Source organism: Marinobacter sp. C7 (assembly GCF_022343555.1).
In the GTDB taxonomy this organism is placed as follows: domain Bacteria; phylum Pseudomonadota; class Gammaproteobacteria; order Pseudomonadales; family Oleiphilaceae; genus Marinobacter.
This window is the reverse complement of the sequence record NZ_JAKQZH010000002.1, coordinates 340,865-357,426: the sequence shown is the minus strand read 5'-3', so window position 1 is coordinate 357,426 and position 16,562 is coordinate 340,865. Positions and strand designations below refer to the sequence as shown.

The window sequence follows — 16,562 nt, the reverse complement described above, 5'->3', positions numbered from 1 at the left end:
CGGGATTACGCCCCGGCCACTGCCTTTTTCTTTGCTCCGGCGTTTTCCAGCACACGGGCGTAATCCCCGCTGCGGCGATGGCGGGAGACATGATCCAGCATGGTCTCGCCGAGATCGTTGGTGGCGTTAAGGTCGCGGCCCGCTTCGACGAAGAATCGGACAAAGCGTTCGAAATCCCCCGCGCGCATGGCCTGGTATGCGCGCAACAGAGCGTGGTAGTCGGCGTTGATGCTTGTGTCGTAAGGCTCAAGGGCGAGAAAACTCTTGACCCGCTCGTCACTCCATTCCTCACCGATTACCTTGGGTTTGTCCGGTCCGCTCATGCTGACTCTTCCCCCTGCTTAACAGAATTGATGTTCGGGCGCACAGTATAAGGCCCTGAAAGCAGGGGAGTTATATGAATTGCGCATGAGAATCTGCGCACCGAGCATAAGCCTCAGTCAGTACGCAGCTCCCGGATGACCCCCTGGGTCTCGGGTTGGACGCCACGCCAGACCCTGAACGACTCGGCAGCCTGCTCCACCAGCATCCCGAGGCCGTCGAACACCCGGGTGGTGCCGTGGTCCAGCGCCCACTGGTTGAAGGTGGTGGTCCTCAGCGAGTACATCATGTCATACACCACCGTCTGTGCCCCGATCACCGTTGGCGACAGGGCCGGCAGGTCACCCTGCAGGCTGGCGCTGGTGCCGTTGATGATCAGGTCGAACGGCTGATCGGGTTCCCCGAAACCGCAGGCGGTGAGGCGGGTATCGCCGGCGTCATCCGTAAACAGGTCCACCAGGGCCTCGGCTTTGGCCGGGGTCCGGTTGGCGATGACCAGTTCAGCCGGCTGCTCCGCAAGCAGCGGGCCAATGACACCGCGCACGGCACCGCCGGCACCGAGCAGCAGGATCCGGGCCGCGTTCAGGGTGACGCCGTGATTGCTCACCAGATCCCGGACAATGCCGCAGCCATCGGTATTATCCGCCACCAGCTGACCGGCGTCGTAATACAGGGTGTTGGCGGCGCCGGCCTTCTCGGCCCGGTTGGTCCGGCGGTCCGCGAGCTGCCAGGCCTGTTCCTTGAACGGCACCGTGACATTGAGGCCCTTGCCTCCCCGCTCGAAAAACTGTCGCACCGTACCGGCGAAGTCTTCAAGCGGTGCCTGGATCGCGGTGTACTCCACCGGCTCACCGGTCTGCTGTGCAAACAGGCTGTGGATTCTGGGGGATTTGCTGTGACTGATCGGGTGGCCGATCACCGCGTACAGATCATTGGTCATTGGTTTCTCCCAGCCAGTCCCGACCTGTGAGGAAATGCTCCGTCAGCCGGGCTTCCTCGGAGCCGGGCTCCGGCACCCGGTTGTAGTCCCAGCGCACCAGCGGCGGCAGGGACATGAGGATCGACTCGGTGCGGCCACCGGATTGCAGGCCGAACAGGGTGCCCCGGTCGTACACCAGGTTGAACTCCACATAGCGGCCACGGCGGTAGAGCTGGAAGTTGCGCTCCCGCTCACCGTAATCCATCCCCATCCGCTTCCGGACGATCGGTTCATAGGCTTCAATATAGCTGTCGCCCACCGCTTGCATCAGGGCAAAGTCCCTGGCGAAATCGCCGGTGTTGTGGTCATCGAAGAACAGACCGCCAACCCCCCGGGGCTCGTTCCGGTGCCTGAGGTAGAAATAATCGTCGCACCAGTCCTTGAAGCGCCGGTAGGTATCCTTGCCAAAGGGCTCGCAGGCAGCCCTGGCGGTCTGGTGCCAGTGCACACAGTCCTCGTCAAAACCATAGTAGGGGGTCAGGTCGTAACCCCCACCAAACCAGTACACCGGCTCACTGTCTTTCGGCGTGGCAACGAAAAAGCGGACGTTGGCGTGGGACGTGGGCACGTAGGGGTTGTTGGGGTGAATCACCAGGGAAACCCCCATGGCCTGCCAGGGCGCACCCGCCAGGTGGGGCCGGTGGGCCGTCGCGGAGGCGGGCATGGTGTCGCCCATGACGTGGGAAAAATTCACGCCGCCTTTCTCGAACACCCGGCCGTCACTGATGACCCGGCTGATGCCACCGCCGCCTTCCGGACGCTCCCAGGAATCACGAATGAACGAAGCCTCGCCATCCACCGCCTCCAGGCGGCGGCAGATGCCTTCCTGCAGGCCGAGCAGGTATTCCTTCACGGCCTGGCTGTCGGGTTGTCGGGACATGGATTCTCCTATCGAAGCTGCTGGCCGGTGACAATATCAATAATGCGGCTGGGTTTGCGATTGCCTCCAAGTGCACCGGGCACAATCAGGTCCAGCTGGTCGCCGAAATAACGGCGCACCTGCCAGGCATGGCGGGCCGGCTGTCGTCCGGCGGGATTACAGGATGTGGAGACCAGCGGCATGTTGGCCGCCTCGCACAGTGACCGGACCACCGGATGGTCGCTGACCCGGACCGCAATCGAACGATGGCGCCCCCGGACCCACTCCGGAACCTGCTCATTCACATCCGGCAACAGGCAGGTCACGGGGCCCGGCCAGTAACCCAAGGCGGTTTCCTGAAGCTCAGCCGGCAGAGGGTCGAGCAGGAAGCGCACCTGATCCACCGACGCGGCGACCAGGATCATGCCCTTCTCCATGGGACGTTGTTTCAGTTCGAGAATGCGCTCTACCGCCAGGACGTCCCAGGGATCGCACCCCAGACCCCAGACCGCTTCGGTCGGGTAGGCGATGACGCCGCCCCGGAACAGGGTACGGCGAGCACAATGGCGTTGCCAGTCGTTGAGTGGCTTTGATACGGACATCGAGAATCATCTGTTCAGAACGGGATGGAACAGGACACCGGGCTCAGGCGATTCGCAGGTAGCCGCCAGGCGCCGAGCTGGCCAGCCCTTCCAGCTCAAGGAGCAACAGGGACTGCATCAGCTGGTCCGCGGCCAAACCGGTCGCCGAACCCAGTGCATCGGTTGATACCGGATCATACCCTAATGCCTCAAATACTGCGATTTCCCGTTGCCCCAGGCGGGACAGATCGGGCACTCCCGGCACCGTCGCAGTGGTTACTCCGTCGGCCTCCGACGACCACCAGGCACACAGCTCCTCCAGCACATCGTCCACCGTTTCCACCAGTCGGGCCCCCTGTTTGATCAGGTGATGACACCCCCGGGCCACCGGACTGTGGACGGACCCGGGGATGGCGAACACTTCCCGGCCCTGCTCCAGTGCCAGTCTCGCCGTAATCAGAGAACCGCTCTTGAGACCGGCCTCCACCACCAGCACGCCCCGGGACAAGCCGCTGATGATCCGGTTACGCTGGGGAAAATGGGCGGCACGGGCCGGGGTTCCCGGGGGATATTCCGATACCAGTAGCCCATGCTCAATCACCCGCTGGCCCAGCTTCCGGTGTTGGCGGGGATAGATCTGATCCAGCCCGCAGCCGATCACCGCGATGGTGGGAAAACCGGCATCCAGCGCACCCGCGTGGGCGGCACCGTCGACACCCAGAGCCAGGCCACTGGTGACCACCAGTGCCCGGCGACCGAGTTCCGCCGCGAACCGACGGGCGTGGTCCAGGCCGGGGCGGGTGGCGTGCCGACTGCCGACAATGCCGATCTGGTCCCGACCGAGCAGGGCACGATTACCCAGGGTATAAAGCACCAGCGGTGCGTCATGGATATGTCGCAGGGCCTCGGGATAGTCGGCATCGGCCCAGGTTACGACGTGAATGCCATGTTGTCGGCATGCCCTGAGGATGTCTGCCACGCCCATCAGGACCGGATGATCGGGGTCCCGGTCTTGCCAGGCCCGGACAACGGCGATGGTTTCGGGATGCAGACCAACAGCTTTCAGGGTAGCGGCGTTCATAGCCAGCAGGTCGGTCAGTTGCGCCGTCGCCGCTGTTGCGGCTTCGCGCCGCCGGGTACCGAACTGTGGCAGCGTGGCCAGCAGGAGCCAGGGCGCGGCAGGGTGTTCAAGGGCCTGGCAAAAACGATCGCGGGAACCCGCGCCGGAAAGGGGGTCGTTCATGGTTGTTCATCCTTGAAACAACAAAGGCCGGGCAATCCCGCCCGGCCATTCATATTACCGTCAGGCTGACCCTCAGGGTCAGGGGTTGGTTACCTTGTCGCCCACCGAGAGCGGGCGGGTAGCCTGCAGGACCAGTCCGTAACTCATTTTTTCGTAGGCCTGGAAGACCATGAGCAGGCCGGCACGCTCGGAGGGCAGCTCGATGGTTTCACCGGTCACCGGATCGCGGACCAGGTTGCCACTCTTGAGCACCGCCATGACATTGCCTGCCTCCAGGCCATCCCGCTCGCCGCGGTTGATCGCGACCACGTCGTACTGGCCGATCTGGCTGACACCGCCATCAACCGCGATCATCTCGCCTTCAACGGTCTCTTCAGGAGCGCTGGGGACGAAGCTGGTGGCAATCGGGCGATCGACGCTGGTCAACAGCCGATCACCGATACGGATTTCCTGGTTGGACTTGGTCAGCCGCAGGGTCAGCACATCGCCGTTCTCGGCGGTGATATTGCCGGCACCGATGCTCCGGGCTTCCAGACCCAGGAACTCACCGGTATCCGGATCACGGAATTCCTTGGTTCTGCGGAAAATGCCCACCTTGTCTGCCGGTTTGTCGCCACGGGCGTAGACGCGGTCGCCAGCGCCGGTGAGGATGCGGCCATCCTCACCCTCGAGCACGTAGGGGGCACCCTCGAGTTCTTCGGGAGACACGATCCGGGTGTCGGTGAGGAAGCTGCTGATGGCGTCGAGGGGTATGGCCGGGATCGGGGTGTCGATCCGCTCGGAACGGACCTGCGGCGAGAGCTTGACCACACCGTTGGACGCCACCTTGGTAACCCGCGGCTTGCCATCGATGTAAACCAGCGCGAGGCGATCACCCGGGTAGATGAGGTGCGGGTTGGCCACCTGGGGATTCACGTGCCAGATTTCCGGCCAGTACCAGGGATTGTTCAGGAAGCGCGCCGAAATGTCCCAGAGAGTGTCCCCCTTCACGACAGTGTAACGCTCGGGATGGTCGGACCGCAGCTCCGGTTGAGCCTGGGCCCAGGAAGTGAACAGCAGCGCTGTGGCTGCCAGAGCGTACAGCAGTTTCCTCATTGTGTAAGTCCTTGATCGCGTGCCTTGAGTCTTTGCATTCTGTTGGGATGCAGCCGGAATACTGCAGCTTATTACGTTGTTATTCCTGATACTATAGAAGAAGTCTCGGAAATTGTGATGTTATCTTTTGTTCTTCCAGTGAATTCTATTCCGCCCTTGAAAGATTTTAACTATTAACTGATCAGTTTGTACTCAATCGACGAATTGGGGGATAATATCGAGACATCCCTCACAGGATTACAAAATTCAAACGGTAGCCGGGCTGAATGCCTGAACTGCCGGACAAACGGACCAGACACGCGAGCGTTATGATTCTAGAAATCCTCGAATACCCGGATCCCCGTCTGCGCACCATCGCCAAGCCGGTGGACGAAGTCACAGACGACATCCGCAAGCTGATCGACGACATGTTCGAGACCATGTACGATGCGCCCGGAATCGGTCTGGCGGCGACTCAGGTCAATGTTCACAAACAGATCATCGTCATGGACCTGTCCGAGGACAAGAGTGAACCGCGGGTATTCATCAACCCGGAAGTGGAGGTCCTCGATGGCGACTACGAAGCGATGCAGGAAGGCTGCCTTTCCGTGCCGGGATTCTACGAAGATGTGGAACGCATTGAACACTGCATGATCCGGGCGCTGGACCGTAACGGTGAGCCATTCGAACTCGAGGCGCAAGGTCTGCTGGCGGTCTGCATTCAACACGAGATGGACCACCTGAACGGCAAATTGTTCGTGGACTATCTCAGTGCCCTGAAGCGAAACCGCATCAAAAAGAAACTGGAAAAGCTTCACCGCAAGAGTGCCTGAACCGTTTCAGGCCCCAGAACAGACAGGCAGTGACGGACCGGGCGATGGCCCGGTCTTTTCGTATTCAACGGAACAGAGACGACACCACAGTGCGAATCGTATTTGCCGGCACACCCGACTTTGCCGCTACCGCCCTGAAAGCCCTTCTGGCAACCCACCATGACATCGTCGGCGTCTACTCCCAGCCGGACCGGCCCGCCGGCCGCGGCCGCAAGCTGATGCCCAGCCCGGTCAAACAGGTGGCGCTGGAAGCTGACCTGCCGGTGTTCCAGCCCCAGAACTTCCGCAGTCCCGAAGCCCAGCAGGAACTGGCGATGCTCAATCCGGACGTGATGATTGTTGCCGCCTACGGCCTGATCCTGCCCAGGACCGTGCTTGAAATTCCGGCGCATGGCTGCCTGAACATCCACGCCTCCCTGCTGCCACGCTGGCGCGGTGCCGCTCCGATCCATCGGGCCATTGCCGCCGGCGACCGGGAAACCGGCATCACCATCATGCAGATGGACGAAGGCCTGGATACCGGCGCCATGCTGCTGAAAACCATCACGCCGATCCACCACGACGACACCGGCGGAAGTCTCCACGACCGCCTCGCCACCATGGGCGGGGAGGCCATCGTCAAGGCGATGGCCTTGCTGGAAAAGGGTGAGTTGTCCGGGGAGGCACAGAACGACGACCAGGCCTGCTACGCCCACAAGTTGTCGAAAGAGGAAGGTCACATCGACTGGCACCAGGATGCCGCCGCCATCGAGCGGCTGGTGCGCGCCTTCAATCCCTGGCCCGGCACCTACACCGACCTGGGCAAGCAGCGCATCCGGGTTCACGAAGCCCGCGCCCTTGCCGGTTCATCCAACGAGCCCGCCGGTACGGTGATCCGCCGGGAACGGGAGGGCATCGACGTGGCCTGCGGTGACGGCACCCTGCGTATCACCCGCCTGCAGCTGCCCGGTGCGCGGGCACAGAGCGTCAATGACCTGATCAATGGCGGCAAGCAGCTCTTGCTGCCCGGCCAGGAGCTGCACTGATGGGCTCCGGCCAGCAACCCCTGCGGGCCACCGCTGCCAGCGTCCTGCTGGCGGTCGAGCAGGGCCAGTCCCTGTCCCAATGCCTGCCGCCGGCCCTGAACCGGGTCGGGGAGGGCGAACGCTCGGAACTCCAGGCGCTGTGTTACGGCACCTGTCGCTGGTTCTACCGGCTCGATGGCGAGCTGCAGGGCAGGCTGAAAAAACCGCTGCGCAAACCGGACCGCATTGTCCATCACCTGATGCTCGTCGCGCTGTTCCAGCTCCGGTTCAGCGAGCAGGCCACCTACGCCGTGCTCAATGAATCGGTGGAAGCCTGCCGGGCTCTGGGCAAGCCGCACCTGACCGGAATGGTCAACGGCGTGCTGCGTGCCGCCGAGCGGGACGGGGCACCCGAACCGGAAGACGACGCGGCCCGCTTCAGCCATCCCCTTTGGATGGTCGACAAGCTCCGTCACAACTGGCCGCAGGACTGGCAGCAGATTCTCGATGCCAACAACACCCAGGCCCCGATGACTCTGCGGGTCAATGCCCTGCGTTTCAGCCGCGAGCACTACCTGGGCCTGCTGAACGAGGCGGGCATCGAGGCCACGGCGACCCGGTTCGCGCCTCACGCCGTCCAGCTTGCCCGGCCGGTACCGGTGGACCGTCTGCCCTGGTTCGCCGACGGCGCCGCCAGCGTCCAGGACGAGGCCGCCCAGCTGTGTACCACCCTGCTGGATCTCGCCCCCGGCCAGCGGGTGCTGGATGCCTGCGCGGCGCCGGGCGGCAAGACCTGCGCGATCCTGGAAGCCTGTGGCGAACTGGCCGAAGTCGTTGCCATTGACGAATCCGCCGAGCGCCTGCCCCGGGTACAGGAAAACCTGGACCGTCTGGACCTGAGCGCCACCCTGACACAGGCGGATGCAGCCGATATCGACAGCTGGTGGGACGGCACCGAATTCGACCGCATCCTGCTCGATGTACCCTGCAGTGCTACCGGAGTAATTCGCCGGCATCCGGACATCAAGCTGCTGCGGCGGGAATCGGACATTGCACCCCTGGCCGGTACCCAGTTGGGGCTGCTCGAGGCCATGTGGTCTATCCTCAAACCCGGTGGCCGCCTGGTGTATGCGACCTGCTCCGTGTTCCCACAGGAAAACCACCGTATAATTCAGAGGTTCATGAAACAGCAGCCCGATGCCGGCCTGATCGCGCCGGACGTGGCCTGGGGCCGGGACACCGGCGCCGGCCGGCAATTGCTGCCGGACCCTGACAGCCACGATGGCTTCTTCTACGCGGTACTGGAGAAACCCGAACCATGAAGATCCTGATCCTCGGCGCCGGCCAGGTGGGCGGTACCCTGGCGGAGAACCTCGCCAACGAAGCCAACGACATCACCGTGGTCGACAGCGACAGTGTGCGGCTGCGGGAACTGCAGGATCGCCTGGACATCCGGACGGTTCAGGGCAAGGCGTCCTATCCGACGGTACTCCGGCAGGCCGGCGCTGAAGACGGCGACATGGTGATTGCCGTCACCAACAGCGACGAAACCAACATGGTCGCCTGCCAGGTCGCCAAGCTGCTGTACAAGACGCCGACCACCATCTGCCGGGTCCGGGCCAACGCCTACCTGGCCAAGCCGGAGCTGTTCTACCAGCGTGACAAGGCCAAGGACCTGGACAGCCTGCGCGGTTTTCCCATCGATGTCCTGATCAGCCCCGAGCATCTGGTTACCAAACATATTACCCGGCTGATCGAATACCCCGGGGCGCTGCAGGTACTCGAGTTTTCCAAGGGCCTGGCACGGCTGGTGGCAATCCAGGCCACCAAGGGCGGTCCACTGGTGGGGCACGAGCTGTCCTACCTGCGCACCCACATGCCCAAGATCGACACCCGGGTGGCCGCCATCTTCCGCAAGGACCGGGCGATCATGCCCCAGGGGGACACCGTGATCGAGGACGGCGACGAGGTGTTCTTCATCGCCGGCGCCGACCATATCCGCTCGGTCATGAGCGAGCTTCAGCCCCTGGAAAAGCCGTACAAGAAGATCTTCATCTGCGGCGGCGGCAACATCGGCCAACGCCTGGCCAGCACCCTGGAAGGCCGCTACCAGGTCAAGCTGCTGGACCGGAATCATGAGCGCTGCGTGATGCTGTCCGAGAACCTGCGCAAGACCGTGGTGCTGGAAGGCAACGCCGCCAACAAGGACATCCTGCTGGAAGAGAACATCGAGAACACCGATGTCTTCTGCGCGGTCACCAACGATGACGAGGCCAACATCATGGCCTCCCTGCTGGCCAAGCGCCTCGGCGCGCGTAAGGTACTGACCCTGATCAACAACCCCGACTATGTGGACCTGATCCAGGGTGGCGACATCGATGTGGCGATCTCGCCCCAGCAGACCACCATTGGCAGCTTGCTCACCCACGTTCGCCGAGGCGATGTAGTAAACGTTCACTCACTGCGTCGCGGCGCCGCGGAGGCTATCGAGGCGATCGCCCACGGCGATCACCGGTCGTCCAAGGTGGTGGGCAAACGACTGGATGAGATCTCCCTGCCGGAAGGCACCACCATCGGCGCCATCGTCCGCCACAACGAGGTCCTGATCGCCCACGATCACCTGCGGGTACAGCCGGACGATCATCTGATCCTGTTCCTGGTGGACAAGTCCCGGGTCCGGGATGTCGAGAAACTTTTTCAGGTCGGGCTGACCTTCTTCTAGTTCAAAATCAACGCAGTGAAGACCACTTAGAAATACCGCATTGGCAAGCGTATAATGCGCCTTTTTTCGGAGTGCCCCGGAGGATGATCGGGGCGCCACACACAGACTGAATCAGCAGGCATACGTCGTGACAGACAAGGCAACGCACAACTCCGCGCCGGATATCAAGACCTTCCAGGGTCTGATCCTGGCTCTGCAGAATTTCTGGGCGCAGCACGGCTGCGTGGTTCTCCAGCCCCTGGATATGGAAGTGGGAGCCGGTACCTTCCACCCGGCCACCTTCCTGCGGGCAATCGGTCCGGAGACCTGGAATGCGGCCTACGTTCAGCCCAGCCGTCGTCCCACCGACGGCCGTTACGGGGAAAACCCCAACCGTCTGCAACACTACTACCAGTTCCAGGTGGTCCTGAAGCCCTCCCCGGACAACATCCAGGAACTGTACCTGGATTCCCTGCGGGCCCTGGGCCTGGACCCGCTGGTCCACGACATCCGTTTCGTCGAGGACAACTGGGAATCGCCCACCCTCGGCGCCTGGGGCCTGGGCTGGGAAATCTGGCTCAACGGCATGGAGGTGACCCAGTTCACCTACTTCCAGCAGGTGGGCGGCCTGGAGTGCTATCCGGTCACCGGCGAGCTGACCTACGGTCTGGAGCGTATCGCCATGTACCTGCAGGGCGTGGACAGCGTCTATGACCTGGTCTGGACCGAGGGTCCGGACGGCGTCGTTACATACGGCGACGTGTTCCACCAGCAGGAAGTGGAAATGTCTACCTACAACTTCGAGCAGGCCGATACCGAGTTCCTGTTCCACAGCTTCGACGTGCATGAGCGCGAGAGCGCCCGGCTGATCGAGGTGGGTCTGCCACTGCCGGCCTATGAGCAGGTGCTCAAGGCCTCTCATACCTTCAACCTGCTGGATGCCCGTCACGCCATCTCCGTGACCGAGCGTCAGCGTTTCATTCTCCGCGTTCGCACCCTGGCCCGCGCCGTGGCCCAGGCCTACTTCGACAGCCGCCGCAAGCTCGGCTTCCCGCTGGCCCCGGAGGCCCTGAAGGCGGAAGTTCTGGCCGCGACAGAGGCCGCTGAAGCCAAGGCCAACGGCAAGAAGAAGGGCAAGAAAGCGAAGAAGGCACAGCAGGAACAGGGGAACGCATAACCATGGCTACACAGGATTTTCTGGTCGAACTGGGCACCGAAGAGCTGCCTCCCAAGGCTCTCAAGCCACTGTCCGACGCTTTCACCCGAGGCATTGCCAAGGGCCTGGAAGATGCCGGCATTGAATTCGGCAAGGTGGAAGCCTTTGCCGCACCGCGTCGACTGGCCGTTCGGGTCCGTGACCTGGCGGACGCCCAGCCGGACAAGCCGGTGGAGAAGCGTGGCCCGGCCGTCAAGGCCGCCTTCGACGATTCCGGCAACCCGACCCGGGCGCTAACCGGCTTCGCCACCTCCCTGGGCATTACCCCGGATCAGCTCGATACCATGGAAACCGACAAAGGCGCCTGGGTGGTCTACCGCACCGTGGAGAAGGGTCGCCCGACCGTGGAACTGATGCCGGAACTGGTTGAGCAGTCCCTGGCCGCCCTGCCGATTCCCAAGCGCATGCGCTGGGGCGCCTACCGCACCGAATTCGTTCGCCCGGTGCACTGGCTGATCCTGCTGTTCGGCAACAAGGTGATCGACGCCCCCATCATGGGCCTGAAGCCGGGCAATACCACCCGCGGCCACCGGTTCCACTGCCCGAAGCCGCTGATTGTCCCCACCCCGAATGACTACGAGGTGGTCCTCAAGCAGGAAGGCTACGTGCTGGCGGACTTCGCCGAACGCCGCGAACATATCCGCGCCGGGGTTGCCGCCCTGGCCGAGAAGGAAGCTGGCGGCAAGGCGGTTATCGACGAGGACCTGCTGGACGAGGTCACCGCCCTGAACGAGTGGCCGGTGCCACTGATGGGCCGGTTCGAGGAGCGCTTCCTAGAGGTTCCCGCGGAAGCGCTCATCTCGTCCATGAAGGAGCACCAGAAGTATTTCCACGTGGTGGACAAGGACGGCAAGATGCTGCCGCTGTTCATTACCGTGGCCAACCTGGAAAGCAAGGACCCGAGCCAGGTCGTCTCCGGTAACGAGAAGGTGATCCGCCCGCGCCTGGCCGACGCCGCATTCTTCTACGACACCGACCGCAAGAGCCGGCTGGAAGACCGCATCGAGGCCCTCAAACCGATCGTGTTCCAGGAGAAGCTGGGCAGCATCTACGACAAGTCGGTGCGGGTCGCCGCACTGGCAAAGAAGATCGCCGAGGCGATCAACAGCGACCCGGTCCTGGCCGAACGCGCTGCGATGCTGGCCAAGACCGACCTGGTCACCGAAATGGTCCTGGAGTTCACCGACCTGCAGGGCATCATGGGCCAGTACTACGCCGCCAACGATGGCGAGCACGAGGATGTGGCCAAGGCGCTGAACGAGCAGTACATGCCGCGCTTCGCCGGTGACGACCTGCCCGGCACCCTGACGGGCTGCGCCGTCGCCATCGCCGACCGGATCGATTCCCTGGTGGGCCTGTTCGGCATCAATCAGCCGCCCTCCGGCACCCGCGATCCGTTCGGCCTGCGCCGGGCCTCCCTGGGCGTGCTGCGCATCATCATTGAGCGTGAACTGCCGCTGGACCTGCAGACCGTTTGCGAGTGGGCCGAGCAGAACTTCAGCGTGCTGACCGAGCAGAACACCGCCACCACCGTGGTGGACTACATGCTCGAGCGCTTCCGCGCCCACTACGAAGAGCAGGGCATCGGCGCCGAGGTCTACCTCGCGGTGCACGCCCGCCGGCCCACCAAACCGCTGGACTTCGATCGCCGGGTCAAGGCCGTGGAAGCCTTCCGCCAGCTGCCCGAGGCCCAGGCCCTGGCGGGGGCCAACAAACGGGTATCCAACATCCTGACCAAGCAGGGTGGTGACAGCATCGGCGAAACCGTGGACGACAACCTGTTGCAGGATGCCGAGGAAAAGACCCTGGCGGCCCGGGTGGAAGAGCAGGCCCACAAGGTGGTGCCGCTGTTCGAGCAGGGCGACTACGCCAGTGCCCTGAGCTCCCTGGCGAGCCTGCGGGAGCCGGTGGATACCTTCTTCGACGAGGTCATGGTCATGGCCGAGGACGAGGCGATCCGCAACAACCGCCTGGCGCTGCTCAATCGCCTGCGCAACCTGTTCCTGCGGGTGGCGGACATTTCCCTGTTGCCCACCGCCGGGTAACAGGGACGGCGAGACGGCCGGTACTGGCAGTTATACGGACAAAAATTCCCCGCCCAAGGGGTAGCCAAAACGCGTTTAATCCGTATAATACCGGCCGTTGTTCGGCGTGTGGCGCAGCTTGGTAGCGCACTTCGTTCGGGACGAAGGGGTCGCAGGTTCGAATCCTGCCACGCCGACCATTTCCTTCCCGCTTTTCTCTGCTAAGACATCTGTCAGACTGATCCCCTATAACAGGGATTCGATCGGCATCAACGACCAGAAAAACACCATCATTCGCTTCAGTGGCCCGGTGCCCGGCTCATGGCTGTATGTCACCGTCCGGTGTTCCTGTTGCTCCAGCCAGCGCAGGTCACCGTCCTCGTTCAGCACCACCTGGTAAGCACTGAAGCGCACCTGTTGGTCAAATTCCCGTTCCAGGGTTCGCGCCAACTCCGGACTCTCAATCACAAACCCCAGTTCGGTATTGAGGTGGATGGAGCGGGGATCGAAGTTGAATGAGCCCACGAAGAGGGTCTGGCCATCCACCGCGAAAGTCTTCGCATGCAGGCTGGAAGCCGAACTGCCCATCATGCCCGTTTGCAGGTCTTCTTCCCGCGGCGCCTCATCATCGAGCCTGCGCATTTCCCACAGCTCGACACCCGCCCGTAGCAGGGGTTTCCGGTATTTGCTGTAACCGGCATGCACCAGGGCCACGTCGTTGGCCTCAAGGGAATTGGTCAGAACCCGCACCTCAACCCCCCGCTCTTCCAGCTTTCGGAACAGTTCGACTCCGGCATCCCGGGGGATGAAGTAGGGAGAGATCAGCGTGATACTCCGTTCGGGGTCCTCGAGTGCCCGGGCCAGCTGCCGGCTGAGCAGGTCCTCCTGGTCGCTCTCACCCATCACTTTCGAAGGATCATCGCTGACCATGACCACTGGCGCCCAGTTGAACGTCAGCTTCCTGGCCAACAGCTTTCGCAGGAACTCCGAATCCTCCAGCGCGCGGACATAGACCGCGGCTGCATCACTGTTCTCGGCGCTGCTGAACAGATCGGTGAGTGCCGCCTGCGGATCAGGATCCGGATCCGGCTCACCCAGGATCCGCTGGACGGGCCAGGAGGCACTGCTGGCCCAGTAACGGTCGAAATCCCGGGATACCTCATCCACCGCCGGGCCGATGGCCAGCACATCCAGATCCGCAAACAACGCACCCTGGGCGGCGCCAAAGTATTCATCCGCAATGTTACGGCCACCAATGATCGTGACCTGATTGTCCGCGGTGAAGGATTTGTTGTGCATCCGGTGATTGAGGCGCCGGAAGTCCGTAAAGTAACCCAGCCATTTGGGGTTTCGCACCACGAACGGATTGAACAGACGAATCTGGATGTCAGGATGCCGGCTCAGGGCCCCAAGGATGTCGTCCATGCCGGCAATGCCGTTGTCATCCAGCAACAGCCTGACCCGCACGCCGCGTTCGGCAGCCCGATAGAGGGTATACAGCATCAGGGTACCAGTGGTGTCCGGCCGCCAGATGTAATACTGCACATCCAGGCTGCTCTCTGCGGCTTCGGTCAGCAGGGCCCGGGCGGCAAAGGCATCGTAGGGATCCGCCAGCAGAACGACTCCGCTCTCTCCGGGATGGGCATCGGTCTTCGGCGCAATGGCCTGCCCCAGGGCCGTCTCACGAGTTTGGGACTGAGGAAACGACTGGCTGACAGGCCGGTCGGCCAATGGCGGCAAGGCACAGCCCGATAACAACAGAAAGAGTGCCGCTACCGGCCAAAGCCAGGTACGTCGCACTGCAGGAAATGTCGCTGCCAATCGCCCCTCCATCCAGGAGTATAGGAATCTCCTCCTGACACTATAATGCAGAACCGACTCTTCGCCCGGTCTTTGGGCCACCTGACATATTTCTATTTGATATAACGTTATACCTCAATGTTTGCTAATATTTGATCAATATCAACCACGGCCTGGTGGTTGCTCCAAGAAAGACAAACAGAGAGGTTCAAGGCATGAATTCGAATGCAGTCCCACGGGAATACGACAAAAAACACACCGTAGTGATTGTGGGTGGTGGAGCCGCGGGCATTTCAGTCGCGTCCAGCCTCCACAATCGGGACCGGACCCTCGATGTCTCGGTGCTGGAACCGTCCTCCATCCACCACTACCAGCCCGGCTGGACCATGGTTGGAGGGGGTGTCTTCCGTCCCGAGGTGACCGCCAAACCCATGCAGGAGGTCATGCCCTCATTCGTCAGCTGGTACCAGCAAAAAGTCATCGCCCTCGACCCGGACCAGAACTGCATCCAATTGGCGGACGGCTCCTGGATGGCGTACGAGACTCTGGTAATCGCGCCAGGCCTGGAACTGCACTGGGAGGGAATCGACGGTCTGAAGGAAGCGCTCGGACAAAATGGCGTAACCTCGAACTACCTGGAGGGGATGGCCAGCTACACCTGGGAAACCGTGCGAAGCCTGAAACAGGGCCGCGCTCTGTTCAGTCAGCCACCAATGCCCATCAAATGCGCCGGAGCGCCCCAGAAAGCCATGTACCTGTCGTCGGACTACTGGCTCAAACATGGCGTGCTGGAGGGCATTGATATCCAGTTCCACAATGCCGGTGCGGTGTTGTTCGGTGTTCCCGACTATGTGCCGGCGCTGGAGGCCTACATCCGCAAATACGGCATCGATGTGAGTTTCCAGAGCAACCTGGTGGCGGTAAATGGTCCGGCACAGACTGCCACATTCCGCGTCACCGATGCCGAGGGTAACAGCCGGGACAAGGACGTGAACTTCGATATGCTGCATGCGGTGCCGCCGCAGCGGGCGCCGGAAGTTGTCCGGGAATCCACCCTGGCCAATGAAGGTGGCTGGCTGGACCTGGAGGAGGACACCCTGCGCCACAGGCGCTTTGCCAATGTCTTTGGCCTGGGGGATGTCAGCGGCACAGGCAACGCCAAAACCGCGGCGGCAGTCCGCAAACAGGCGCCGGTTGTAGCCGAGAACCTGCTGGCAACCCTGCGCAATCAACCCTTGAAAGCAGCCTATCTGGGCTATGGCTCCTGCCCGCTGACGGTGGAGAACGGCCGGATTGTGCTGGCCGAGTTCGGCTATGGCGGCCAGCTGCAGCCCAGCTTCCCGAAGTGGCTCAACGATGGCACCAAGGCAACGCGGGCGGCCTGGTGGTTGAAGGCCAAGCAACTGCCGGGCCTCTACTGGCACGGCATGCTGAAGGGTCACGAATGGCTGGCAAAGCCCGCACCACGAGGGTGAGGGCTAACGCTCAGTAAGCCCCGCGGATCAGGTCAATACCGGGGTTCAGCACTTCCCGCCAGGCCTTGCCCAACTCCGGTGTGTAGTCCGGGTCGTGCTGGCGAACGGTTTTCAGCAGCGCCTCCAGCCACAACGTATACCACTCCGGCTTGATGTCGTAGTTGTTACGGTTGTGGCTCTCGCCCAGGGCTCGCAGCTTACGGTCCGACATGCCACGGGCATGCAGGATCAGCTGCATGATGCCGTTCCGGAGCAGATGCCGCTGGGCGTCCATGTCGGTTTTCAGGAAGCGGTTGCGGATGGTATCGGAACTGGACATGAAAAAGTCGTAGAAATCGACGAAAAAATCATCCCTGCGGCAGCAACGTCCATAACTCTGGAAAACGAGATCCGTGTTGTTCATTTGCAGTCTGTGTCCTTGTCGAGAGTGAAACCAGTCTGATAAGGCCACG

Annotated in this window: 15 protein-coding genes and 1 tRNA gene; 8 read left to right on the top strand and 8 right to left on the bottom strand. The window is 62.4% G+C overall.

All coding sequences use genetic code 11. The features are described from left to right. Positions 1–5 precede the first annotated feature (5 nt). The 6 genes from MD273_RS11515 to MD273_RS11490 form a co-directional block, all read right to left on the bottom strand. On the bottom strand, positions 6–323 hold the full coding sequence (locus tag MD273_RS11515) for a PA4642 family protein (protein ID WP_239037939.1): 318 nt from the start codon (positions 321–323) through the stop codon (positions 6–8). Between the two features lie 113 nt (positions 324–436). Beyond that, positions 437–1,261: a shikimate dehydrogenase gene (gene aroE / locus MD273_RS11510; RefSeq protein WP_239037938.1), complete on the bottom strand. Its 825-nt coding sequence runs from the start codon at positions 1,259–1,261 to the stop codon at positions 437–439. Next, positions 1,251–2,180 carry an oxygen-dependent coproporphyrinogen oxidase gene (gene hemF / locus MD273_RS11505; RefSeq protein WP_239037937.1) on the bottom strand — a complete coding sequence of 310 codons (930 nt, stop codon included), beginning with the start codon at positions 2,178–2,180 and terminating at the stop codon, positions 1,251–1,253. Before hemF ends, aroE begins: the two co-directional genes overlap by 11 nt. 8 nt (positions 2,181–2,188) lie before the next feature. Next, positions 2,189–2,761: an L-threonylcarbamoyladenylate synthase type 1 TsaC gene (tsaC, locus tag MD273_RS11500; RefSeq protein ID WP_239037936.1), complete on the bottom strand. Its 573-nt coding sequence runs from the start codon at positions 2,759–2,761 to the stop codon at positions 2,189–2,191. Positions 2,762–2,804: 43 nt separating this feature from the next. Continuing rightward, positions 2,805–3,983, bottom strand: a complete 1,179-nt coding sequence (dprA, locus tag MD273_RS11495) for a DNA-processing protein DprA (protein ID WP_239037935.1) — start codon at positions 3,981–3,983, stop codon at positions 2,805–2,807. Between the two features lie 78 nt (positions 3,984–4,061). Further along, entirely contained in the window at positions 4,062–5,078 is a 1,017-nt protein-coding gene (locus tag MD273_RS11490; protein WP_239037934.1) for a LysM peptidoglycan-binding domain-containing protein, read from the bottom strand. A gap of 308 nt (positions 5,079–5,386) precedes the next feature. Here MD273_RS11490 and def point away from each other — a divergent pair, with 308 nt between their 5' ends. From def to MD273_RS11455, 7 genes are all read left to right on the top strand, one after another. Continuing rightward, positions 5,387–5,890, top strand: coding sequence for a peptide deformylase (gene def, locus MD273_RS11485; protein WP_239037933.1), 504 nt, complete (start codon positions 5,387–5,389; stop codon positions 5,888–5,890). Between the two features lie 89 nt (positions 5,891–5,979). Beyond that, positions 5,980–6,915, top strand: a complete 936-nt coding sequence (fmt, locus tag MD273_RS11480) for a methionyl-tRNA formyltransferase (RefSeq protein WP_239037932.1) — start codon at positions 5,980–5,982, stop codon at positions 6,913–6,915. Continuing rightward, entirely contained in the window at positions 6,915–8,216 is a 1,302-nt protein-coding gene (rsmB, locus tag MD273_RS11475; protein ID WP_239037931.1) for a 16S rRNA (cytosine(967)-C(5))-methyltransferase RsmB, read from the top strand. The genes fmt and rsmB overlap by 1 nt, the downstream gene beginning before the upstream one ends. Further along, the gene (gene trkA / locus MD273_RS11470; protein ID WP_239037930.1) at positions 8,213–9,616 is read left to right on the top strand and encodes a Trk system potassium transporter TrkA; all 1,404 of its coding nucleotides are present in this window, start codon (positions 8,213–8,215) and stop codon (positions 9,614–9,616) included. The genes rsmB and trkA overlap by 4 nt, the downstream gene beginning before the upstream one ends. Before the next feature lie 127 nt (positions 9,617–9,743). Beyond that, a complete protein-coding gene (gene glyQ, locus MD273_RS11465; RefSeq protein WP_502846055.1) occupies positions 9,744–10,772 on the top strand; it encodes a glycine--tRNA ligase subunit alpha in 1,029 nt (342 codons plus the stop codon). Positions 10,773–10,774: 2 nt separating this feature from the next. Then, positions 10,775–12,856 (top strand): glycine--tRNA ligase subunit beta, encoded by a 2,082-nt coding sequence (glyS, locus tag MD273_RS11460; RefSeq protein ID WP_239037929.1) that lies wholly within the window; start codon positions 10,775–10,777, stop codon positions 12,854–12,856. 102 nt (positions 12,857–12,958) lie between these two features. After that, positions 12,959–13,035 (top strand) — tRNA-Pro (locus MD273_RS11455). Between the two features lie 46 nt (positions 13,036–13,081). On the opposite strand, the gene MD273_RS11450 is transcribed toward MD273_RS11455, so the two are convergent. Then, positions 13,082–14,656 carry a phospholipase D family protein gene (locus MD273_RS11450; protein ID WP_502846054.1) on the bottom strand — a complete coding sequence of 525 codons (1,575 nt, stop codon included), beginning with the start codon at positions 14,654–14,656 and terminating at the stop codon, positions 13,082–13,084. 194 nt (positions 14,657–14,850) lie between these two features. On the opposite strand from MD273_RS11450, the gene MD273_RS11445 reads away from it, so the two are divergent. Then, positions 14,851–16,110 (top strand): NAD(P)/FAD-dependent oxidoreductase, encoded by a 1,260-nt coding sequence (locus MD273_RS11445; RefSeq protein ID WP_239037927.1) that lies wholly within the window; start codon positions 14,851–14,853, stop codon positions 16,108–16,110. 10 nt (positions 16,111–16,120) lie between these two features. Here MD273_RS11445 and MD273_RS11440 read toward each other — a convergent pair whose 3' ends face one another. Then, positions 16,121–16,513, bottom strand: a complete 393-nt coding sequence (locus tag MD273_RS11440) for a globin (protein WP_239037926.1) — start codon at positions 16,511–16,513, stop codon at positions 16,121–16,123. Positions 16,514–16,562 lie beyond the last annotated feature (49 nt).